This is a genomic window from bacterium (genome assembly GCA_024742285.1).
Classification (GTDB): domain Bacteria; phylum Myxococcota_A; class UBA9160; order UBA9160; family UBA4427; genus UBA4427.
Genome location: JANSYR010000013.1, coordinates 106,969 through 129,197 on the forward strand (window position 1 = coordinate 106,969; position 22,229 = coordinate 129,197).

A 22,229-nucleotide genomic window follows, 5' to 3' on the forward strand; every position below is an offset into this window, starting at 1 on the left:
AGACCGGCCGAACGGGACGCGTAGGGAGACCGAAGATGGCGATCGATGCAGACGAGTTCCGCGCCGCGATGGGCGCGTGGCCGAGCGGCGTGACGGTGATTACCGCGCGCGCGGGCGACAAGATCCACGGCATGACCGTCTCGGACTTCAGCGGCGCCTCCCTCGATCCGCCCCTCGCGCTCGTCTGTGCTTCGAAGACGTCGCACACGACCTCGATGATCCAGGAGGGAGAGAACTTCGGCGTGAACGTGCTTCGCGTCGATCAGGACGCGCTCTCCAACAAGTTCGCTTCCAAGAAGGACGAGTGGAATCGATTCGACGGGGTCGAGACCTTCGAGGGGAAGACCGGGGCACCGCTGATCAAGGGCGCCCTCGTGAACCTCGATTGCCGGCTGGTCGCCGTCCACGACGCGGGGGATCACCTGCTCTGCGTCGGAGAGATCGAGTCGAGCACGGTGAACGAGGGGCAGCCGCTGCTCTACTTCCGGGGCGGATACGGCCGCTTCGAGCCGAAGGGGTAGGGCCGGACGACGTGCAGGCCGTCCGCTTCATCGCCTGGTCCGACTATCTCTGCCCCTGGTGCTGGAACGCGTCGCGCACGCTCTGGCAGCTGGTCGACGCGTACGAGGGGCGGTTGCAGATCGAGTGGCGCAGCTACCTGCTCCGGCCGGTCGAGAAGAAGAACCGCGATCGCGAGCGGTTCCGGAAGTACACCGAGCACTGGCTCAGGATCGGCGCCGAGCCCGGGGCCGGCGAGTTCAACGTCTGGGCCTCGGACGATCCGCCGCCCAGCCACAGCGTGCCCGCCCATCGCGTCGCCAAGGCCGCGGCCCGGGTCGGGCCCGAGGCGTTTCGCAGGATGCATGCGCGCCTGATGACGGCCTACTTCACCGACAACCGGGACATCTCGTCGGAGAAGGTGCTCCAGGATCTCTGGGCCGCCGAAGACCTCGCGGAGGCCGACTTCGCGATCAGTCGCGAGCCGGCCATCGAAGCGCAGGTCCTTCGCGACCACGAAGAGGCGCAGGCCCAGGGCGCGAACGGCGTCCCGGCGATCAAGCGGATCGACAACGACGCCGTGATCGTCGGCGCCCATCCGGAGGCGCTCTACCGGCGCTGGATCGATCGCAGCCTCGAACGCGGCGAAGGTGTGGTCGAGGTCGGCTGATCCGTCGCGACGGGGACGGGTCGGGGGATCGGCGGCAGCGGCGCACTCCAATGGAGAAGAGGCGCCGCCGCGCGCCGCTCACCCCTCCGCGAGTGATCGCGTGACGTCGTGTTCGAACTCCCGGGAAACGGCTTCCTGGAGCGAGAGCAGACTCTTCGGGATACGACCGACGAACTCCCAGGCGTCGGGGAGCAGGTCGGGGTCGTAGACCAGGCCGAAGTGGATCTCTCCGCAGTAGCTGAGCAGGGTCAGGTTGATCCCCTGGGTCGGCCCGAGCAGCGAGATCGGCACCATCTGCTCGATCCGCGCGCTGTTGATGTAGAGCGGGAACGGCGTCATCGGCACGTTCGACACGACGGCATTCGTCGGCAGCGGCATCTTGTCGCCCGCCGCCGCGGAGCCGCGCGCGAAGAGGTTCGCGACGCCCGGGAGCATCACCTCGCCGATGATCTCGAGGACGCCGGGGAGTGCGTCGCCCTGGGCCCGCTGCTTCTCGGCGGTGGCGTGCTCGTGAATGGTGGCGACGCGCTCGATCGGGTCGGCGATATCGGTTCCCCAGGTGATCGCGAGATCCGTGATGCTGTTGCCCAGCGACTTGTCGTCGGCCTTGCGCGTGGAGCAGGGGACCATCGCGAGCAGGGACTTCTCGGGCAGCGCCTCCCGATCGCTCAGGTAGTCGCGGGCGGCGCCCCCGGTGATCGCCAGGACGATGTCGTTGACCGTCACGCCGAGCGTGTTCTTGAGACGCTTCACCTCGTCCAGCGAGACCGTGGACCAGGCCACGCGGCGATGGGGGCCGACCACGCCGTTCCAGAGCGCCGTCGGTGCGAGGGCGTCACCCTTGGCGTCGCTCGGCGTCTCCTTCGTCTCCGCGCGTCGGCGCTTGACCGCACCCTCGACCAGCTTGCCGAGGAGTCTGCCCTGGCGGACCGGAAGCTCCGCCGCGTTGCGCGCCGCGTTCGCCCACATGCGGCGATCCGAGACCGGCTCGCCGGCGACCGCTGCGTCCTCGACGCTGACCGGCGTGTCCCGCTTCGCGTCGGGTGCGATATCGAAGAGCTGCTCGGACAGGTTCGCGCCCGAAGCGCCGTCCATCAGGCAGTGATGCATGCGCCAGAGCATGGCGAAGCGACCGCCCGGGAGGCCTTCGATCAGCACGATGTCCCAGAGCGGCTGCGAGCGATCCATCGGGCGCTCGAAGATCCGGCCCGCGAGCTGGGCGAGGGATTCGTCGGAGTAGGGGGCCGGGATCCGGATCGAGTGGACGTGGTCCGCCGGATCGAAGTCCTTGCAGCGCACCCAGTAGGGGCGATCGAGACCGAAGGGCACCTCCTGCAGGCGCCAGGCGAACCGGTCGACCGAGCCCAGTCGGTCGCGCACGAAATCGACGAACGTCGCGTAGGAGAAGTCGTGGCCGTCGGTCGGGGCCAGGAAGGCCAGACCGCCGATGTGGCCGGGGAGCTCGGGGGTCTCCATCGAGAGGAAGATCGCGTCCTGGGTCGTGAGCTGTTGCATGGGGGCTCTCCTCGTTTCCGGGTGGCTCCAGGTCCCGAGCGGGATCCCGGGCGGGAAATCGTCGGTGTGCAGCGAGGAAAATACGAGTTTTCCAAAAGATTTCCAGTCGTTTTATTTGGTTGATGGCAAATTTCCCGGACTTCAGCGACAATTCCCGGCGATCAGTTGCGTGCTGGTCGTAAGGAAAAACCGAACGGTTCGTTCGGGCCCGCCCGGAGAGGGGGCGGAGGGTCGGTCTTTCGACCCGGGATCGATGGGGGAGCCAGACCGTGCCGAAGAAGAAGGCGCCGTCGCGTCTCGAGGACGCGCGCACGCGCATGTACCAGGACCTGATCTTCGAGAGCGCCGAGTGCGTCTTCGGGGAGAAGGGCTTCGAGACCGCCACCATGCAGGACATCGCCTCGGAGGCCGGTGTCTCGTTGAAGACGATCTACGCCAGCTTCCCGGGCAAGCAGGAGCTCTACAACGCGATCATGCTGCTGCGCGGTCGTGAGATGTTCGAGGCGGTCGCCCGGGCCCACGCCGCCGCGAAGACGCCCCTCGAGCAGCTGATCGAGGGCACCCGCGCCTTCGTCCGCTACCTGGTGGACCACCGCGACTGGTCGCGGATCCACGTGCGGAGCCAGACTTCCTGGGCGATGCGACCGGAAGGGCACGAGACGGGGCTGCTCTGGGACGATGGCCAGCGTGCCCACATCGACATGCTCGAAGCCGGCGCGGCGGACGGCGTCTTCTACGACGACGATCCCGCCGAGATGGCGCTCCTGATCCGCGCGATGACCCGCGTGCAGGTCGTCCAGGCCCTCGAGAACGGCGAGGAGGACGCCGACGTGATCGGAGACCGACTCCTCCAGCGCCTTCTGCGACTCGTCTGCAAGGAGCCGACGGAGCTCCGGGAGGCGGGATGAGCAGCCTGATTCGCTGGCTGACCGCGCCGGCGATCGAGATCGCGGCGATGGCGAGCGATACGGCGGCGGTCCTCCGCCGGGAGCAGCGCTACCGCGACGTCCCGGCCGTCGAGCCCAACGCCGGCCTGATCGCCGAGACCCTGCTCGACGGGAGCTTCTCGCTCCTGGTCAGCATGCTGGTCGGGGTGCCCGAGTCGCAGCAGGTTCGACGCGGGCACCAGGAGCTGCTCGCGATGCGCGAGTTCATCGAGACCCGCGGCTGGTATGCCGACCCGTCGGGCTACCACATGACGCCGCCGCCGCTGCGGGCGGGGCAGATGACGGAGCGCGAGACGACCGGGCTGCGCGGCACGACCCGATTCAAGGAGCTCGTCTTCGAGAGCGAGTACGAGCCGCACCCGGGCGAGCCGGGTCGCGAACGCTGGCTCGCCCACGGTGACAACGGGACGGCGGCCGCCTACGTCCTCGAGCACGAAGGGGCCGACCGGCCCTGGCTCGTCTGCGTCCACGGCTTCAGCATGGGCCAGCCCAGCACGAACGTCCAAGGCCTCGCGGCGGACTGGCTCCACGAAGAGCTCGGACTGAACGTCCTGATGCCGGTCCTCCCGCTCCACGGCCCGCGGTCCAGTACCCGCTTCAGCGGGGCGGGGCTGCTCCAGCCGGAGTTCGCCAACGTCCTCCACCTCTTCAGCCAGGCGGTCTGGGACATCCGGCGCATGGTCGACTGGATCCGCAGGCGAAGCGCGTCGCCCGTCGGGATGTATGGCATCTCGCTCGGCGGCTATACCGTGAGCCTGGCCTCGGCCTTCATCGACGATCTCGCCTGCGTCGTCGCCGGGATCCCCGCCGTCGACTTCACGTCGCTGGCCCGCGAGAACGAGCCGTGGGCCTATCAGGCCTACGGTGGGGACATGCAGACCGACTACGGGCTGGTCTACGAGGTGACCTACCCGGTCTCGCCGCTGACCTTCGCGCCGCGCGTGCCGGTCGATCGGCGGTACATCTACGCGGGGGTCGCGGATCGCGTCGCGCGCCCGGACCAGGCCCGCGCGCTCTGGCGACACTGGGACAAGCCCTCGATCGAGTGGCTCTCTTCGGGGCACGTCATGGCGTCGATGAAGCCCGAGCTCAAGCCCTTCCTGCGTGGAATCGCGGCGAGGCATCTCTTCGGTCCCGGCGAGGCGCCCTTCGTGGTCGATGAGGACATGCGCGCGACGGGCTAGGCCCCGCGCGGGAGGAGAACCCGGTGGCACGCGTCTACTACGAGCGGCTCTCGGACGAGAGCGCGCACCATCTGGAGCGCGAGAGCTCCCGTCGTCGGGAGCACACGGCGATGATCCTCGTCTTCGAGGGTGGGCCGCTGGCGACGCCCGAGGGCGGGGCGGACTACGCGAAGATCCGCAGAATCGTCGAGGCCCGGCTGCCCGAGCTGCCGCGGCTCCGGACGAAGCTCCGGCGCGTACCGATCGAGAACCACCCCGTCTGGGTCGACGATCGCGAGTTCAATCTCGACTATCACCTGCGTCAGTCGAGTCTTCCGCGCCCCGGCGATCACGACCAGCTGTGTCGGACGGCGGCGCGGATCGCCGCGACGCGCCTCGACCGGTCGCGTCCGCTCTGGGACTGCTGGGTGATCGAAGGCGTCGAGGGCGGTCGTTTCGCGCTCGTGCTGAAGATGCACAAGGCGCTCGCCCATCTCGAGGGGGCGGATCTCTTCCGCGCGCTGCTGACGGCGGACCCCGACGAGAAGACGCCCCCGCCCGGACGCTTCGCGACGCGACCCGCGCCGTCGCCGGTCGAGCTCTTCACGTCCGAGGTGATCCGCCGTTGGAGCCCGTCCCGCAAGGCCTTCGCCCGCGCGGTCGAGTTCGCGACCACGCCGGGACGGGCAGGGCGCCAGGTGCGCCGGCGTGCGGCCGAGGTGCTCAAGGTCATGGGCTATCAGCTCCGGCCGGCGGGGGAGTCGCCCTTCGACGGCAACCTCTCCCCCCACCGCTCCTTCGCGGTCCAGGAGGTCGACCTCGGACAGGTGCAGGCGATCCGGCAGGCACTGGGTGGAACCGTGCACGATGTGATCCTCACGATCGTGAGCGGGGCGCTTCGGCGCTTCGTTCAGGAGCTCCGGGTGAGCCCGACCGCCGTGGACCTTCGGGGCATCACCCCGATCCTCGAGGCCTCCGGCGACGAGGCGCGGCCCTGGACGGTCGAGCTGCCGCTCTGGGAGCCGTCGGGGGAGGGGCGCCAGGCGATCCTCGCAGAGCAGACGCGACGACTCCGCGCCGAGGCCGACCTGGCCCGCGCCGAGGTGCTCGTGTCGGGTGAGCACTGGGGCGCGGCGCGCGGCCTCGCGATCGGCGCGCGCGCGCTCAAGCACATCGAGCACGGACAGCTCGCCATCCTCCAGAGTCCGGGGCCGCAGCAGCCGCTCTATCTGGACGGGGCGCGGCTGGTCGAGTGCTACGGCGTCCTGCCGCTGCAGGACTCGTCGGGGCTCGGGATCACGGTCCTCTCGTACGCGGGCTCGTTCTTCTTCACGTTCAACGCCGATCCACACATCGTCGATGACGTGCGTCGCCTGCGCGACGCGGTCGACGGCGAGGTGGCGGAGCTGGCGGCGATCGCAGCCGCGAATGGACCGGCGCTTCGGGCGGTCGGCGCCGCCTAGCCTTTCGGCCCCGGCTCGGTGACCACGCCGTCGCGCCTGTCCTCGCGCCTTTCCTCGAGCTTGTCTTCGAGGGCGACCGCCGGCCCCTGGACCCGCGGAAGCTCGAGCAGGACCGCCAGGCCGCCAGCGGCATTGGATTCGACCTTGAGCTGGCCCCCGTGCTCGCGGGCGATGCCGTGGACGACGGAGAGGCCAAGGCCGGTCCCGCCTTCCTCGCGTCGCGTCGTGTAGAAGGGCTCGAAGATCCGCACGCGTTCGGCTTCCGGGATCCCCGGGCCGTCGTCGTCGATCTGGACCCTCGCCAGGCCCCGCTCGTCGTCGGCGTCGACGCGCACGTGGACGTGGGCCCCGCCCGCCTCGAGGGCGTTCCGGATCAGGTTCAGCAATGCCTGCTCGATCTGGATCGGATTGACGTGGACCCACACGGGCGCGGGCGGCAGGTGGAGCTCGAGCTGCGCGCCTTCGGCCTCGGTCTCGGGTTGGGCCAGCCGGGCGGTCCGACGGAGGATCTCCTCGAGGCGGCAGTCCCACTTGTCGGTGCGTTCGTCGCGCGCGAACTGCAGGACGCTCTTCACGATTCCGCCGCATCGCTTCGCCTCTCGGACGATGTCCTCGAGGGCCTGGTCGATCTCGGCGCGGCTGCCTTCGTCGTTCTCCAGGACCTGCGCGAACTGCGCCGCGGCGAGGATCGAGCCGATCGGGTTGTTGATCTCGTGGGCGATTCCCGCGGCCAGGGTGCCGACCGAGGCGAGCCGCTCCGAAGCGCGGAGCTGGGCCTCGGACTCGTCGAGCGCCTCGGTCGCGCGGCGTCGTTCTTCGACCTCGCGGACGAGGTGGTGATTCGCCGAGATCAGCGAGGCGGTTCGCTCGCGTACCCGCTGTTCCAGCTGATCGGCGTGATCCTCGAGGCGGCGGTACGCCCGGGCGTTGTCGAGCGCGATGGCGATCCAGGGAAGCAATCGCCGGAGGAGCATCGATCCGGTCGGCTCGAGGTCGCCCGAGATCGCCGCGGCATCCGCTTCGCGCCAGAGCGTGAGTCTGCCGAACGGGCCGCTCGCGTTCTCGAGCGCATGACGATGGCTCGGTTCCCCTCCCGTCTCGCCGAAGGAGCGGCGATAGCGCGGTCGCTGCTCGTGGGGGGCCGCATTCTCCGCAACCGATTCCGAGGGGTCCGGGTCGTCCAGGCGGATCTCGATCTCGGCGCCTGTGAAGTCGAGGTCGTCGGTCAGGACGCGACCGAGGGTCGTCGCGACGTGGTCGAGGTCGATCTGCTGGGAGAGCGCGGCGCCGATCTCGTTGACGCGTGCGAGCGCTCGCGCCTGCAGCGCGATGCGATCGTGCGCGGCGCGGACCTCGCGGTAGCTGTCGTTGATGTCCCAATGCTGGCCTTCGAGTTCCCTGAGCACGGTCTGCAGAGCGGCCCGGCCTCGGATCCGATCGACGAGGCGCGAGATCCGTCCCTTCGCTCGGCGCGGCGCGCGAATCGCGTAGTCGGCGCCTCCGGGCACGAGGTCGACGCGGACCTCCGCGCGCGGTGCGCCCCAGACCGTGGGGGAGGCGCGGAAATAGCCGCAGAGCATCAGCATGACGGCTCGGCATTCGCGGTGGCTCTCGAGCATGCGGAGACGCTCGACGATCACGCCGTCCGGCAGGACTTCGACGCGGCCTTCGATCATCGGCATCAGGGAGGGGCCGAGCCAGCGAGCCCCGATCTCGTACTGGTCGATCGGGTCGGTGACGACGAGGCCGAGGAGCCGGAACACGGGCATCGACTCGGACGGGGCGACGCATTCTCCGAAATCGATCACGGCGTCGTCGCTGCCGAGCGCTGCGGCGATGAACTCGCAGAGGGAGGCGAAGGCGTCCCACTCGATCCGCGCGAACGGTTTTCGTCGCGGCTCCGGAGAAACACCGAGTTCGCGGACCCGCACCGACGTATCGATGCCCCGCTGCTCGGCAGCGGAGAGCACGACATCCACCAGTCTTGCGGAAACACCCGTCATCAAAGCCCCCCAGCTTCGACTGATACCTGGTATGAGAACGAGTCTAGCTCGCTTCCCGAGACGCGCCGCCTCCCCGAAATCGCGCATTTTCGATGGGCCAGCATCTTTCAAGAGCGTTTCACTCAAGAGATTTCTGTCACCTCCGATGAGGCTGACGAAGGCTCCGCGGCCCCTGATCCCGCGATCCGGAGATTCGACGCAAGGGGGTGAACGTCATGCGCCAGAACGGCGACCGCTTCGAGTTCCTGGACCGGCTGGTGGGCGAAGCCTATTCGGCCGGCGTCGCCGGGTGTCGCTCGGAGGACGAAAAGACCGACGGCCGGGAGGTCACGATCTCGGGCCGTCGGCTCGTGAACTTCGCTTCCTGCAGCTACCTCGGGTTGGAGCTCGACGAACGCCTCAAGCAGGCGGCGGTCGACGCGATTCACGCCCACGGAATCCAGGTGAGCGCGTCGCGCGCCTACCTCTCGTCGTCGCTCTATCTCGAGTTCGAAACGCGAATGGCGCAGATCTTCGACGGGCCGCTCGTCGTGGCGCCGACCACGACCCTCGGTCACCTCGCGGCCATCCCGACGCTGGTCGATCCCGAAGACGCGATCCTGCTCGACCATCACGCGCACTCGAGCCTCCAGATGGCCTGCAAGGTCGTGGCGGCCGACGGCGTACCGGTCGAGCTGGTGCCGCACAACGATCTCGAGCGGGTCGCCGACCGAACGACGACGCTCTCCGAGAAGCACCGTCGTGTGTGGTACGTCGCCGACGGCGTGAACAGCATGACCGGGCACCTCGCGCCGAACGCCGAGATCGCCCGCACGCTCGACGCCCACCCGGATCTGCGGCTCTACGTGGATGATGCCCACGGCATGAGCTGGTGCGGCACCCACGGCTCGGGCAGTGTGAAGGACGACCTCGGCGGCCATCCGCAGGTTGTGCTGACCACGGGGCTGGCGAAGGGCTTCGGCACGGGCGGTGGGATCATCGTGCTGCCCGACCAGCGCACGCGGGAACGGGTGCAGCGCTACGGCCCGACCATGGTTTTCGGGGGGCCGCTCCAGCCGGCGATCCTGGGGGCGGCGCTCGCCTCGGCGCAGATCCATCTGAGCGACGAGATCGAGCAGCTCCAGGCGGACCTGCGTCTGCGTATGGCGCACCGGAACGCGGTCGCTGCGGCGCAGGGTGTCGTGATGACGTCGTCGCCCGAGACGCCGGTCGGGCTCGTCGCCCTCGGTCCCGTGCGGGCGGCCCACGCGCTCTGCCGCCGATTGATCGACGAGGGCTTCTACATCAATCCGGCGCAGTTTCCGGCCCTTCCGGTGCGTCGCAGCGGTGGCCGCTTCCTGCTCACCCGCCACCACACCCTCGACGACATCGAATGCCTGATGACCGCGATCGCCGCCCACTGGGAAGCGGCGGTCCGCGAGGGCGGCTCGAGCCCCGAAGAGGTCTCGCAGACCTTCGGCCTCGAGATCCCGGAGCGCGCGCGCAGGCGGCGGCCCCGCGAGACACCGGCCGAAGAGGAGGGCGAGGGTGCGCTTCGTCTCGAAGTCGCCGACACGGTCGACAAGCTCGACCTGCGGGAGTGGGACCGGCTGATGAGCGATCGCGGCTGTCTGACGTCGGCCGCGATGCGCTGCTTCGAGAAGGCTTTCGCCGGCGCCGGCAAGCCCGAGGAGCGCTGGGAGTTCCGCTACTACCTGGTGCGGGACGCTGCCGGGGAGCCCGTCCTCGCGACGTGCTTCACCAAGGCGCTCTGGAAGGCCGACATCCTTTCGAGTGCCGAGGTCTCCGAGGAGGTCGAGCGGCGTCGCGCCGAGGATCCCTACCACTTGACCCAGTGGGTCTACGCGATGGGTCATCTCCTGTCCGAAGGCGAGCACCTGTGGCTGCGGGACGACGTGACGTCGCCCGCGTCCCGAGAGGCGCTGCGCCTCCTGTTCAAGACCGTCCGGGAGGACGCCAAGGTCCTCGGCTGCGAGATGCGCGTCCTGCGCGACTTCTGCGAAGTCGATGAGGAGACGACGAGCGTACTCGAGGAAGAGGGCTGGCTCCGGATGTCCGGGCCGGATTCGTGGGTCCTCGAGGAGCCACCGGCGGACGACGAAGCGCTCCTCGCGCGTCTGAGTGCGAAGGGGCGGCTGCACCAGCGGCGCGCGGTCCAGCCCTTCGACGAGACCTACGAAGTCGAGGTCCTGACGGGGGAGGCCGCGAAAGCGGTCGACCTCGATCGTCTTCACGCGCTCTACGACAACGTGCGCCGACGTTCGCTCGAGATCAACACGTTCCCGATCCCGCGCGCGCTCTTCGAGGCGCTGGTGGGGGCGCCCGACTTCGAGCTGTCGATCTTCCGCCCCCGCGGCGTTCCCGAAGCCGAGATCGTGGGCTTCGGGTTCGGATACACGGGGCAGTCGGTCTACGTGCCGCTCTTCCTGGGCATGGACTACGACTATGTGGCGGATCGCGGTCTGTATCGTCAGATGCTGCGCGACGTGGTTCGCTGTGCGAGCGCTTCGGGCAAGTCGGCGGTGCACTTCGGCTATGGCGCGGGGCTCGAGAAGCGTCGCTTCGGGGCCCGTCGGGTCGAGACGACGATGTACGTCGAGCTCGACGATCACTTCGCGACCGATGCGGTGGCGCAGGTCTCGATTCGCGCGGCGTCGTGACGGCCCGCCGCGTTCGGCGAGGGATCGCGATCGCTGCGGTCGTCCTCGTTGGCTTGGCGGCCGGCATCCGTTGGGCGAGCGATCGCGCACTCGGGCGCCGCTACGACCTCGACGCGGTCGAGTCCACGCTCGGGCGCCGCTACGACCTCGAAGTGGTCGAGCCCACGCTCGGGCGCGCGGACGCGAACGATCCTCGCGCCCGCGGTCGTCATCTCGTCACGGCCGTCGCCCAGTGTCCGTTCTGTCACGGGACCGACCTCGGCGGCCGCGAGATCGCGGACGATCCGCTGCTCGGGCGGATCGACTCCGCCAACCTGACCCCCGGGCGGGGCGGGATCGTCGGCCGCTATTCCCGTGCCGACTGGGTGCGGGCGATGCGGCACGGCATTCGCCCCGACGGCAGCTCGCTCGTGCTCATGCCCGCCATCGGCCTGTCCCAGGCCACCGACGAAGACCTCCTCGCGATCATCGACTATCTCGCGGAGGTCCCGCCGATCGACCGCACGCCGCGGGCAACCCGGTTCGGTTGGATGACTCGGCTGATCGTCGCGCTCGGTGCCGCCGACGACATCTTCGCGGCAGAGGAATCCCGCGCGAGCCACCGCCTGAACGGTCCACCCGGAGTGTCGGTCCACGCCTCGCCGACCGCCGAGTACGGCGCCTATCTCGTCGCGCTCGGAAACTGCCGCGTCTGCCACAAGGCGGATCTCCGGGGTGGCCTGCATCCCCTCGCGCTGCCCGAGGAGCCGCCGCCGCCGCCGCTCGTCGGGGAAGACGCGATGGAGGGGTGGGGCGAGATGGACTTCGCCCGGGCCATGCGCGAAGGGACGACGCCCGACGGCCGCGCGCTGGATCGCGACTACATGCCCTGGCCCGGCTTCGCCGCCCTCACGGACCTCGAGACCCGCGCCCTCTGGCGCTACCTCCGCTCGGAACGCGAGCCCTCACGAGCCGCCGCCGTCGCGTCCCGCTGAGACCACCAGGCGAGATGCGAAACCAAGGCGCCTCGGACAAGGGGTAAACGCAGCGCCCGGGTCATCACATCCAGGCAGGCGATGCGCTCCCTCGCTCCGCAAGGCGCTGGGAAACCAAGGCGCCTCGTACAAGGGGCTAACGCATCGCCCGGGTCAGCACACCCAGGCAGGCGATGCGCTCCCTCGTCCCGCACGGCGCTGGAAAACCAAGACGCCTCGGACAAGGGGCTAACGCAGCGCCCGGGCCAGCACATCCAGGTAGGCGATGCGCTCCCTCGTCCCGCACGGCGCCGGCGAACCAAGGCGCCACGGACAAGGGGTAAATGGTGCGGCGAAGAAGACTCGAACTTCCACGGGCCGAAGCCCACCAGCCCCTCAAGCTGGCGCGTCTACCAATTCCGCCACCGCCGCACCGGGGGCGCGCATCATACCGAAGGTTCGCAGACGCGCACAGGGTTCCGGGACCGGAAATCCGGGCGCGCAAGCCACCGGCAACGCGCGGGATTCGGGCCCCTGGGATCTACTCGGACGGAACTTCCGCCGCCGGGATTTCCTGGAGGCCGCCGGTCTCGGCGGGGATCTCCTGGAGCCCCCCGGTCTCCGCCGGAATCTCCTCGAGTCCGCCTGCTTCCTCGATTGCGGCGTCGGTCGGGACTTCCACGTCGAAGGGCTGGGTCTCGTCGAAGAGCCGGACGTCGGAGCTCTGGTAGCCGAGGTAGGCGAGGGTCAGGCTCGTCCCCATGAAGACGATCGCGCTGGCGGTCGTGATCCGGGTCAGGAAGTTGCCGGCGCCGCGGCTGCCGAAGATCGTGTTCGCACCGCCGCCGCCGAGGCTCGCGCCCAGGTCGGCGCCCTTGCCGCGCTGGAGCAGGACGACGCCGATCAGCACGAGGCAGACGATGAAATGCAGGGCGTAGATGAAGGTCTCCACGGAAACTCCAATCGGGGGGCGATCTTGTCGGTTGGGCGCCGCGCCGTGCGAGGGGCGGCGTCGTCGAAAGGCTCGAGGTCAGGAAGCTCGGGGGATGGAAAGCGTGGCGAGGGCGATGTGGGCGAAGTCCTGGGGGTCCAGACTGGCTCCACCGACCAGGGCGCCGTCGATGTCGGGCTGCGAGAGTAGCTCGGCTGCGTTCGATGGCTTCACCGAACCGCCGTAGAGAAGGCGAATCCGGGTCCCGACGTCGCCGAGGCGCTCGACCAGGGCCGCGCGGAGGGCCGCGTGGACTTCCTGGGCGAGCTCGGGCGTCGCGGTCTTGCCGGTTCCGATCGCCCACACCGGCTCGTAGGCCACGACCAGCTCGTCCCCGAGCCCCGTCGCGCGATCCAGCGCGGCGCCGAGCTGGGTCTGGACGACGTCGAGGGTCTTGTCGTGTTCGCGCTCGTCGAGGGTCTCCCCGACGCAGAGGATCGGGCGGACGGAGGAGGCCTGGAGACGCTCGGCCTTGGCGGCGATTCCGGCGTCGCGCTCGCCGAAGAGCTGGCGGCGCTCGCTGTGTCCGATCAGCGCATAGCGGCAGCCGAGATCCTCGAGCATCGCGACCGAGACCTCCCCCGTGAACGCGCCGCTCTCGTCGGCGTGCACGTTCTGCGCGGCGAGGGCGATCGCGGATCCGGCGAGGGCCCGCCCCAGGCGGTCGAGGACCGGATGGGCCGGGGCGACCGCGATCTCGCAGGCCGCGTCGAGCTCCGCGCGGCGTGACTCGATCGCCGCCACGAAAGCACTCGCCCAGGCCTCCGCCTCGCTGGCGGTCTGGTTCATCTTCCAGTTCGCGCAGACCAGCGGCGTTCGCGAGTTCCCACTCATGCCGGTCGATCCAGCGCGGCGACGCCGGGGAGGGTCAGTCCCTGCACGAACTCGAGGCTCGCGCCGCCTCCGGTCGAGAGGTGGCTGATCCGGTCGCCGACGCCCGTCTTGTTCACGGCGGCGAGGGAGTCGCCGCCGCCCACGATGCTCCGCGCGTCCGAGTCGGCGACGGCATGGGCCACGCCTTCGGTTCCCTTCGCGAAGGCGTCGATCTCGAACACGCCCATCGGGCCGTTCCAGAGGATCGTCTTCGCGCCCGCGGCGGCTTCGGCGTAGCGGGCCGTGGTCGCGGGGCCGATGTCGACGCCGAGCAGGCCGTCGGGGATCGACTCGACGACCTTCGCCTCGGCGCCGTCCTCGACGCGATCGCTCACGACGTGGTCGGTCGGGAGGAGGAGGTCGCAGCCGCGCTCTTCGGCGCGGGCCATCATGCGTCGCGCATCGTCCTGGCGGTCGTCTTCGACGAGGGAGTTGCCGACGGGCTCGCCTTTCGCCTTGAGGAACGTGTAGGCCATCGCGCCGCCGACCCCGACCGTGTCCGCGCGCTCGATCAGGGCCTCGAGCACGCCGAGCTTGTCCGAGACCTTGGCACCGCCGAGGAAGCAGACGAAGGGGCGCTCGGGCTCGAGCGCGACGGCGAGGGCGTCGAGCTCCTTCTGGAGCAGGCCGCCGGCGACGGCGATGTCGACGTGCTCGACCATGCCGGCGGTGGACGCGTGGGCGCGGTGGGCGGTGCCGAAGGCGTCGTTCACGTAGACGTCGGCGAGGGCGCCCAGCGCAGCAGCGAAGTCCGGATCGTTGTCCGTCTCGGCCTTGTGGAAGCGCAGGTTCTCGAGAAGCGCGATCTCGCCGTCGCCGAGCCCCGCGGCGGCCTCCTCGGCGGGGGTGCCGACGCAGTCCGACGCGAACGCGACGCGCACGCCGAGCGCCTCGGCGATCGGCGCGGCGACGATCTCGAGGGAGAGCTCGGGCTTCCGCTCGCCCTTCGGGCGGCCGAGATGGGAGGCGAGCAGCACCTTCGCCCCCGCGTCGACGAGTCGCTTCAGGGTGGGGAGGGACGCGCGGATGCGGCTGTCGTCGGTGATCCGGCCGTCCTTGTGCGGGACGTTCAGGTCGGCGCGGACGAAGACGCGGCGGCCGGCGAGGGATTCGGTGGCGAGCAGGTCGTCGAGGGAACGGATCGGCAAGCGGGTCCACCTGGTGGCAGGGCGGGGCCGGCTCGGGGAGCGCCGACTCGCGGGCGAGGAAGGATAGGAGAGGAGCTTTCGGGGAGCGCCCGGGCCCCGGGCGCGCGCAATGTACCGGCCCTCCGTTATGCTCTCAAGTGCTCGACTTGACTTCTCTTTTTCCGGTTCTGGAGGGCCACGGACTCGATCGACGGGTCGGGTCCGCCGATGAGGACCGGGGGGCGTCGTCGCGGGCGTCATGGGGGGAGCGCAGGGATGTCGGTGGGCGAGGGGCCGCAGTCGGAGGGCGGTGAATCCGGGCTGCCCGGACTCGCGCTGCGCCTGCTTGCGGGCGCCCTGATGATCGTCGCGGTGGTGATCGTGACCCAGCAGTGGGGGGCGGGAGAGCGCGCGGCCCGGGAGCGCTTCGCGCCCTCGTCCGGGACGGTTCGGCTGGCGGATCTCGCGACCCCCGTCGAGATCCTGCGCGACGGGCGCGGGGTGCCGCACGTGATTGCCGAGGGCGAGGCGGAAGGCTGGTTCGCCCTGGGCTTCGCCCATGCCCAGGACCGTCTCGCTCAGATGGAGTTCCTGCGGCGGCGCGCGGCGGGACGAAGCGCCGAAGTCGAGGGGCGCGACGCCTTGCGCTGGGACCGGCTGGCGCGTCTGCTCGAGATCGGACGGACGGCGAGCCGCGTCGTCGAAGGCCTGCCCGAGTCGTCGCGCACGGTCCTCGAGGCCTACTCGGCGGGTGTGAACGCTCGGATCCGGCGGATTCGCGAGGGCCGGGTCGCGCCGCCCGCCGGCCTGGCCCAGGACTTCGACCGGGTCGGCGACTGGCAGCCCGCGGACTCGATCGCCGTCGTGAAGCTCCTCTCGTGGTGCATCGGCGGGACCCTCGAAACCACCCTCGTGCTCGACGACTTGATCCAACGCCTCGACAGCGTGCCGGCGCGTCCCTTCTTCCCCGGCCGCGCGAGTGTCGACTTCGGGGTCGCCCCGGAAGTCCCGCGGCATGCCGTTCCGTCCGCCACCGTCGCGGGACCCCTCGCCGACGCCGTGATGGGCTCGACCCGAGCGCTCTGCGAAGGCATCGGTGTGCCGACCGGCGGCGCGTGGGTCCTGGCTGGCGCCCGGACCGAGAGCCGCAAGCCGGCGGTGGTCGCGGATTGGCACTTCGAGCCGACGGTGCCGGGCCTGCTCTATCAGGCGCACGTTGCGGCCGGGGATCTCGATCTCGCGGGCGCGACGCTCCCGGGCTCGCCGATCTTCTGGGTCGGGCGGACCCCCGGCTTCGCGTGGGCCGCCGTCCCGGCGAGTGCGCCGGTCTCGGATCTCTTCATCGAGACGCTGCGCGAACGCCGTGGCCTGTACCAGAACGGGACGCTGTGGGTGCCGATCGAGGAGCGCGACGAAGTGCTCCGGTATCGCGATGCACGGGGGCTCCTGCAGGAGGACGAGTTCCACGTCCGGTCGACGCGGCACGGGCCGTTGATCGACTCGCTCTGGCACGATGGCGACGCGCGCCTACCCGCCTCGGAGGCGCCGCCGGCCCATCGCGCCGCGAGGGCGCTGTCCTGGACCGGGGCCCGCGACGGCGACGGTCTGACCTCGATGCTCGCCCTGGCGCGCGTCGAATCCGCGAGCGACGTGCCGGTGGTGCTCGAGAACCACCACGAGCCGGTGCTGGCGTTCGCGTACGCCGACGCGGCGGGGGAGGGAGGCATCCAGGTGGCGGGCTGGCTGCCGAGTCGGCCGCTGCCGACCGGTCTCGTGCCCGTCCAGGGGCGGCTGCGAAGCTTCGACTGGCGCGAGCCGGTGGCGATCGACGCCTTGCCAGGCCAGCAGATCGGCGAGCGGGGACGCCACTGGGCGCTCGCCCTCGACCAGCCGTGGCCGGGGCGCGGCGGACTCGACCAGACCGAGTGGCTGTGGCGGCCCGGGGATCGCGCGACGCGCCTCGAGCTCGTCCTGGACGAGCGTCTCGAACGGGGCCGCCTGGATCTGCGGGGCGCGGCGGATCTCCTGGCGGACGCGCAGGCGCCGCGGTCCACGCGGGTCGTCACCGCGATCGTCGGTCTCGCACGCCTCGGCGGCGACCTGCCGGTGGAGGCGGAGGAGATCGCCGGCCTGCTCGAACGCTGGGACGGAAAGCTGGCCGCCGACAGCGCGGGGGCCGCCGCCTACCATCTCGTGATCGAGCACCTGCTCGAACGGCTGCTCGCCGCCCCGCTCGGGGACGGACTCTTCGAGCGCTATCTCGAGGCCCCCCACGTCCGGCCCCAGAGCGCCGTCGAACGACTGGTGCTCCGGGCGGCGAAGCTCCGGCAGCCGGGAGGCTGGACCGACGAGGAAGAGGTCACCGCCGCCGCCCGGGCGAGCCTGCGTGACGCCTGGGTCAGCCTGAACCACCGACTCGGGCCGACCCGCGAACGCTGGGCCTGGGGCGAGCTCCACCGGATGCCGCTGCGTCGGTTGGGCGGGTCGGACGAAGTGTTGCGGCGGTTCGCCGTCGCCGGCAGCGGACAGACCCTGGCCTATACGCGCCACCGTCCCGGGGTCTCCTTCGACGTCGAGCGCGCCGCGCTCTACCGGGTCGCGATCGACCTGGGCGCGCCCGATCGTTTCCTCTCCAGTCTCGCGCCGGGGCAGAGCGAGCACGTCGGACACACCCACGAGGCCGACGGCCTCGGGCGCTGGCGCAACAACGATCTCGCGCTCCTGGCGACGAGTCGGCTCGTGATCGAGGAGGAGAACGCCGAGCGCCTGGTGCTGGAGCCGGCGCCCTGATGGGCCCCGCGACCCTTCCTCCCGTCGGCTTCGCCGAGGTGCCGGAGTTCCACGTCGCGGTCGCGCGCCGGGACCACCCCGCGCTCTCGGATCAGCCGGTCGTCGTCGGGGGCGATCCGGCCAAGCGGGGCAAGGTGGTGGCGGCGAGCAGGTCGCTCCGGGAGCGGGGGATCGTCGACGGGATGGGTGTCGCGGAGGCGCTCGACCGCGCGCCGGAAGCGCGCTGGGTCCGCACCGACATCCGCCGGGCCCGCGAGGTCTCCGGAGTGTTGCGGGCGGCGGTACGCCGCGAGGTCGAGGCGGTCGAGGTCGAGGGGCTGGCCGGGTTCTACATGCGCGCCCCCGACGCACGACCCGAGGCGCTCGCGTGGGCGGCGCGGCTCGAGGCGTCGGTGAAGGCCGCGACGGGGCTTCCGCTCCGGCTGGGCGTGGCGCCGGCGCGCTTCGCGGCCCGGCTCGCCGCGGAAGACGCAGGGGAGGCGGGGGCGACGATCGTCGATGCCGCGGCGTTCGAAGCCTACCTCCTGGCGCTTCCGATCGAGCGGTTGCCAGGGGTGGGGCCCAAGACCGCCTCGCGGTTGGCCGAGCTCGGTGCCGTGGACGTGCCGGGTCTCCGCGCGCTGGGGCTCGAACGGCTCGACGTCCTGCTCGGCAACCACGGACGGACCCTCTGGCAGCTGGCGGCGGGGGAAGACCCGAAGCCGCTGCGCACCCGGCGGCATCCCGCATCGCTCTCCCGCGAGGAGACCCTCGAGGTCGAGGGCGCGGACCGCGCGGCGCTCGAGTCGGCCCTGCTGCGACTCGCGGAGAGCCTCGAGGCGGCTCTGCGGCGGGACGGCCTCTCCGCCGGACGGCTCGCGCTGCGCCTGGCGGGCCCCGGCGAGCGGACCGTCACCCGGAGCTGCAGTCTGGGCGAGGCGGCCTCCGGCGCAGCGGCCCTGGCTCGGACGGCCCAGGGGCTCCTCGATCGGATCGAGCTGGAGGGGCATCGCTTCCGCCGCGCAGGTCTGATCCTGAAGGGGCTCGAGGCCGCGGGCGCAGAAGACCGGCAGCTCGACCTGTTCTGAACGCATCCCGGGAGCCCGACTGGAGGCGCTCCAGCGCGGCTGCAACCGCCGGGCCGAGCCCGGTGGGGCTCAAGCCACCCTGGCGCGGCGCCGAAACGCTGGCGTGGACACGGGGAACCCGTGTCCGCCGGAGGGACGGATGCCCGAAAGCCGCAGCGGCGCCGAGCGCCGAAAGTACCACCGGATCGCCACCGATCAGGTCATCTCCTTCGCCGAGGTCGACCGGTCGGAGCAGCTCGCCGTCTCGAAGAACCTCTCGACCGGCGGCATCAGCTTCGAGGCGGTCGGCATCGAGATCAACCTCGGCGACGTCCTCCGCGTCACCTTCAACGTGGGCGACCAGACCGTCGTCGCCACCGGGACGGTGGTCTGGGCGACCGATACGGATCCGATCACCCAGGAAGTCGGCATCGAGTTCCAGGAGATCGACCCGGAAGCGGTCCGCCTCCTCGAGGAGTTCATCGAGCCGGCCCTCGAGCCCGTCGGCCTCTTCTAGGCCGAGGGGGCGGCCCCCCGGATCGCCGTGGCGACCGCTCCGATCTCTCAGAGATCGCCGGAACGATCGGTCGAAAGCATCCGGATTGCGTGCGTTTTGCATGTGCCGGGAGTCTCGCAGCACGGCCTTGCTTGACCCTCGGGAGCCCGGATGCGACCGTCCCGGCCATGGCGGATTTCCACCAGACGGGCGTGATCACGTCGCTGCACCGGCTCGGCGCGCCCGACCTCGCGCGCCTTGAGCGGGAGCTGCTGTCCTTCGCCTCCGAGCGCCCGATCGCCCTCGTCCTGCCCTCGCTCTACTCGGAGATGCACGGCCCCGCGCTCAAGCGGATCGTCGAGGAGCTGTCGCAGGTTCCCTACCTGACCCAGTGCGTGCTGAGCCTCTCCGGGGACGCGGATCTCCGCCAGTACCAGGAGATGTGCGCGCTCTTCGAGCGGGTGCGCTGTCTCGACGGTTCGCCGGGGACGGTGATCTGGAATCAGGGACCGCGGATCCAGCAGCTCTTCGAGCGGCTGCGAAGCGAGGGACTCGATCCGGGCGACGAGGGCAAGGGCCGCGCCAACTGGCTGGCCTACGGCTACGTCCTGGCGACCCATCGCGCCCGCGTCGTCGCGACCCACGACTGCGACATCCTCGACTACCGCCGCGATCTGCTCGCGCGCCTCGTCTATCCGACCGCGAGCCCGAACATGGGATACGAGTTCGCGAAGGGGTACTACAGCCGCGTGTCCGACCGGATGCACGGCCGCGTGACGCGCCTCTTCATGACGCCCCTCATGCGCTCCATGAAGTCGGTGCTCGGGCCCGTGCCGCTGCTCGACTATCTCGAGTCGTTCCGGTATCCGCTGGCCGGCGAGTGCTCGATGACCATCGAGCTCGCGCGGGCGAATCGGATCCCGGCGGACTGGGGACTCGAGGTCGGCGTCCTCGCCGAGGTCTATCGCAACTGTTCCCTGAAGCGCATCTGTCAGGTCGAGCTGGTCGAGAACTACGACCACAAGCACCAGGCGCTCTCGGAACACGACGCGAACGCCGGGCTCCACCGGATGGTGCGCGACATCGCGGCCAGCTTGATCCGGAACCTCGCGAGCTACGGCGTCGAGTTCGACTCGGGCTTCCTCAACACGATGATCGCCGCGTACGTGCGGACCGCGCAGGATGCGATCGCACGGTACAGCGACGACGCCAAGCTCAATGGGCTGATCTTCGATCGGCACGAGGAGGAGGTCGCGGTCGAGACCTTCTCGGGGGCGCTGCGAGCCGCAGGACTCGACTTCGTGCGTGATCCGATGGGGGCGCCGCAGATCCCGAACTGGAGCCGCGTCGTCTCGGCCATGCCCGAGTTCCTGGACGATCTCGCCGAGGCGGTCCGGGACGACGCGTTGGAAGCGGCGGCCTGAGCGAGACCGCGACGCAGGCGGAGGGAGACGCGAGCGCAGCGGAGACGCCGGCTCGGGTCGTCCTGGCGTTCGGCGCCCTCGCGCTGCTCGCGGTCGCCGTGCGCGTGTGGGCGGCCGGTCGGACCCATGTGATCTTCAACGACGGGCCGGTCTTCCTTGCGCTCGCCGAAGCGATCACCGAAGGCCGGTGGGACGCGGTCCTCGCCCATCCGTTCCATCCGCTCTATCCGGCGACGATCGCCGGCGTGTCGCGGCTCTTCGGCGTCGGCTTCGAGGCCGCCGCGATCAGCGTCTCGATCGCCGGCGGAACGCTCTCCGTCCTCGGGGCGACTTGCGCTGCCCGACGGGCCTTCGACTCCGGGCTCGGCTGGCTCGTCGGGATCACCGTCGCGCTCCATCCCTGGGCGGTCGACTTCTCGAGCGACGTGATGAGCGACGGCCTGTACGCCGGGCTCTACCTGTCCGGGGTCGCGGTCCTCGCTGGCCTGGTCGCACGCCCGACGATCGGACAGGCCCTCGCGTGCGGCGCGCTCTCGGCGGGGGCCTATCTCGTGCGGCCGGAGGGCGTCGGGCTCGCGATCGTCGCCGTGTTCCTGCTGGTCGCGCGGGGAATGCGCGACCGCGCCTGGCTGCGCGCGTCGCTCGTTGCATGCGTGGCGCTCGCGCTGGCGACCGGGATGCTGATGGCGCCGCTGCTCGGCGCGCTGTCCGAGGCGCGCGGCACGTTCACGTTGACCCAGAAGAAGAGCGTGGTCGCGCTGGCGGCGGGGGAGTCCGGCGCCGTCGATGTCGCCTCGGACACGAGCTCGCCGGCGGTGCGGGCGGCACTCCCCCTGCCACGATCGTCGGAGCGCGTGGGCGGGCGGATCGAGCGGCCGCCGACCCGCGATCTCGCGGGGGTGCTCGACGCCTTGTCCCGGGCCGGTCGGACCTCCCTCGCGAGCTTTCGGTACGAGATGGCGGTCTTCGCTTGTCTCGGTGTCTTCGCGCTCCGGCGTCGCCTCGAGCCGGTGCGGGAGGCGACGTTCCTGCTGCCGGCGGCCGCCTACGTGGCGGTGCTCGTCCTGCTCGTCTGGGGTGCGGGCTACGTCGCACGACGCCACGCGCTCGCGCCGCTGCTCCCGCTGACCGTCTATGCCGCCTGGGGCTGGCGCGCGCTGCACGGATGGATCGTCGACCGGTTCGCGCCGGATCGTCCCGACCTGAAGCGCGGCGTCGTCGTCGGGCTGGTGCTCGCGCTGACGCTCTCCGCGGTCTGGGGCGCGCGCGACCTGCGAGATCGCCGGATCGATCGTGTGCCCGTCCGTCGTGCCGCCGAGTGGCTCGCGGAGACCGAGGGGAGCGGCCACTTCGTCGCTGCGCAGAAGCTTCGCGTCGCGTACTACGCGCGAGGTCGATTCGTTCCGTTGCCGTCCGGAAACGGTGCGCCGATTCGCGAGACCCTGCGCGCTCAGGGCACCGAATGGCTCGTGATCGACGAGGCGCGTCTCGATCAGCACGTCGGTCTCGCAGCCGGTCTGGGGGATTGGCTCCAGCTCGTCCACGTGGAAAGTGGCGCCGGGCGTAGGGCGTTGGTCCTCGCGGTTCGCTGAGCGTCCGGAAGGGCCGAT

General features: G+C 70.6%; 17 protein-coding genes and 1 tRNA gene. 12 read left to right on the top strand and 6 right to left on the bottom strand.

Annotation, left to right across the window (positions count from 1 at the left end):
- Positions 1–35: 35 nt before the first annotated feature.
- The gene (locus NXI30_21420; protein MCR9096790.1) at positions 36–521 is read left to right on the top strand and encodes a flavin reductase family protein; all 486 of its coding nucleotides are present in this window, start codon (positions 36–38) and stop codon (positions 519–521) included.
- A gap of 11 nt (positions 522–532) precedes the next feature.
- Positions 533–1,168: a DsbA family protein gene (locus NXI30_21425; protein MCR9096791.1), complete on the top strand. Its 636-nt coding sequence runs from the start codon at positions 533–535 to the stop codon at positions 1,166–1,168.
- Positions 1,169–1,246: 78 nt separating this feature from the next.
- Here NXI30_21425 and NXI30_21430 read toward each other — a convergent pair whose 3' ends face one another.
- The gene (locus NXI30_21430; protein ID MCR9096792.1) at positions 1,247–2,683 is read right to left on the bottom strand and encodes a wax ester/triacylglycerol synthase family O-acyltransferase; all 1,437 of its coding nucleotides are present in this window, start codon (positions 2,681–2,683) and stop codon (positions 1,247–1,249) included.
- A 269-nt stretch (positions 2,684–2,952) separates the two neighbouring features.
- On the opposite strand from NXI30_21430, the gene NXI30_21435 reads away from it, so the two are divergent.
- From NXI30_21435 to NXI30_21445, 3 genes are read left to right on the top strand one after another with little or no spacing between them, the layout of a single operon-like run.
- Complete coding sequence (locus tag NXI30_21435) at positions 2,953–3,591, top strand: TetR/AcrR family transcriptional regulator (GenBank protein ID MCR9096793.1); 639 nt, start codon at positions 2,953–2,955, stop codon at positions 3,589–3,591.
- Complete coding sequence (locus tag NXI30_21440) at positions 3,588–4,814, top strand: alpha/beta hydrolase (GenBank protein ID MCR9096794.1); 1,227 nt, start codon at positions 3,588–3,590, stop codon at positions 4,812–4,814. Before NXI30_21435 ends, NXI30_21440 begins: the two co-directional genes overlap by 4 nt.
- A 23-nt stretch (positions 4,815–4,837) precedes the next feature.
- Positions 4,838–6,256, top strand: a complete 1,419-nt coding sequence (locus NXI30_21445; protein MCR9096795.1) for a WS/DGAT domain-containing protein — start codon at positions 4,838–4,840, stop codon at positions 6,254–6,256.
- Here NXI30_21445 and NXI30_21450 read toward each other — a convergent pair.
- Positions 6,253–8,259, bottom strand: coding sequence for an ATP-binding protein (locus NXI30_21450; protein MCR9096796.1), 2,007 nt, complete (start codon positions 8,257–8,259; stop codon positions 6,253–6,255). The genes NXI30_21445 and NXI30_21450 overlap by 4 nt on opposite strands.
- Before the next feature lie 215 nt (positions 8,260–8,474).
- Here NXI30_21450 and NXI30_21455 point away from each other — a divergent pair, with 215 nt between their 5' ends.
- Positions 8,475–10,919 carry a bifunctional aminotransferase class I/II-fold pyridoxal phosphate-dependent enzyme/GNAT family N-acetyltransferase gene (locus tag NXI30_21455; protein ID MCR9096797.1) on the top strand — a complete coding sequence of 815 codons (2,445 nt, stop codon included), beginning with the start codon at positions 8,475–8,477 and terminating at the stop codon, positions 10,917–10,919.
- On the top strand, positions 10,916–11,893 hold the full coding sequence (locus NXI30_21460; protein ID MCR9096798.1) for a c-type cytochrome: 978 nt from the start codon (positions 10,916–10,918) through the stop codon (positions 11,891–11,893). Before NXI30_21455 ends, NXI30_21460 begins: the two co-directional genes overlap by 4 nt.
- 324 nt (positions 11,894–12,217) lie before the next feature.
- On the opposite strand, the gene NXI30_21465 is transcribed toward NXI30_21460, so the two are convergent.
- The 4 genes from NXI30_21465 to NXI30_21480 all read right to left on the bottom strand — a co-directional run bounded on the left by NXI30_21465 (position 12,218) and on the right by NXI30_21480 (position 14,884).
- Positions 12,218–12,304, bottom strand: a tRNA-Leu gene (locus tag NXI30_21465).
- Between the two features lie 109 nt (positions 12,305–12,413).
- The gene (gene secG / locus NXI30_21470) at positions 12,414–12,824 is read right to left on the bottom strand and encodes a preprotein translocase subunit SecG (protein MCR9096799.1); all 411 of its coding nucleotides are present in this window, start codon (positions 12,822–12,824) and stop codon (positions 12,414–12,416) included.
- 78 nt (positions 12,825–12,902) lie between these two features.
- A complete protein-coding gene (gene tpiA / locus NXI30_21475) occupies positions 12,903–13,697 on the bottom strand; it encodes a triose-phosphate isomerase (protein ID MCR9096800.1) in 795 nt (264 codons plus the stop codon).
- A complete protein-coding gene (locus tag NXI30_21480; GenBank protein MCR9096801.1) occupies positions 13,694–14,884 on the bottom strand; it encodes a phosphoglycerate kinase in 1,191 nt (396 codons plus the stop codon). The genes tpiA and NXI30_21480 overlap by 4 nt, the downstream gene beginning before the upstream one ends.
- Before the next feature lie 255 nt (positions 14,885–15,139).
- Here NXI30_21480 and NXI30_21485 point away from each other — a divergent pair, with 255 nt between their 5' ends.
- From NXI30_21485 to NXI30_21505, 5 genes are all read left to right on the top strand, one after another.
- Positions 15,140–17,653: a penicillin acylase family protein gene (locus NXI30_21485; protein ID MCR9096802.1), complete on the top strand. Its 2,514-nt coding sequence runs from the start codon at positions 15,140–15,142 to the stop codon at positions 17,651–17,653.
- A complete protein-coding gene (locus NXI30_21490) occupies positions 17,653–18,720 on the top strand; it encodes a hypothetical protein (GenBank protein MCR9096803.1) in 1,068 nt (355 codons plus the stop codon). Before NXI30_21485 ends, NXI30_21490 begins: the two co-directional genes overlap by 1 nt.
- 139 nt (positions 18,721–18,859) lie before the next feature.
- On the top strand, positions 18,860–19,216 hold the full coding sequence (locus NXI30_21495) for a PilZ domain-containing protein (protein MCR9096804.1): 357 nt from the start codon (positions 18,860–18,862) through the stop codon (positions 19,214–19,216).
- Between the two features lie 167 nt (positions 19,217–19,383).
- Positions 19,384–20,619, top strand: a complete 1,236-nt coding sequence (locus tag NXI30_21500; GenBank protein MCR9096805.1) for a glycosyl transferase — start codon at positions 19,384–19,386, stop codon at positions 20,617–20,619.
- 128 nt (positions 20,620–20,747) lie between these two features.
- On the top strand, positions 20,748–22,211 hold the full coding sequence (locus NXI30_21505; GenBank protein ID MCR9096806.1) for a hypothetical protein: 1,464 nt from the start codon (positions 20,748–20,750) through the stop codon (positions 22,209–22,211).
- The last annotated feature ends 18 nt before the right edge of the window (positions 22,212–22,229 follow it).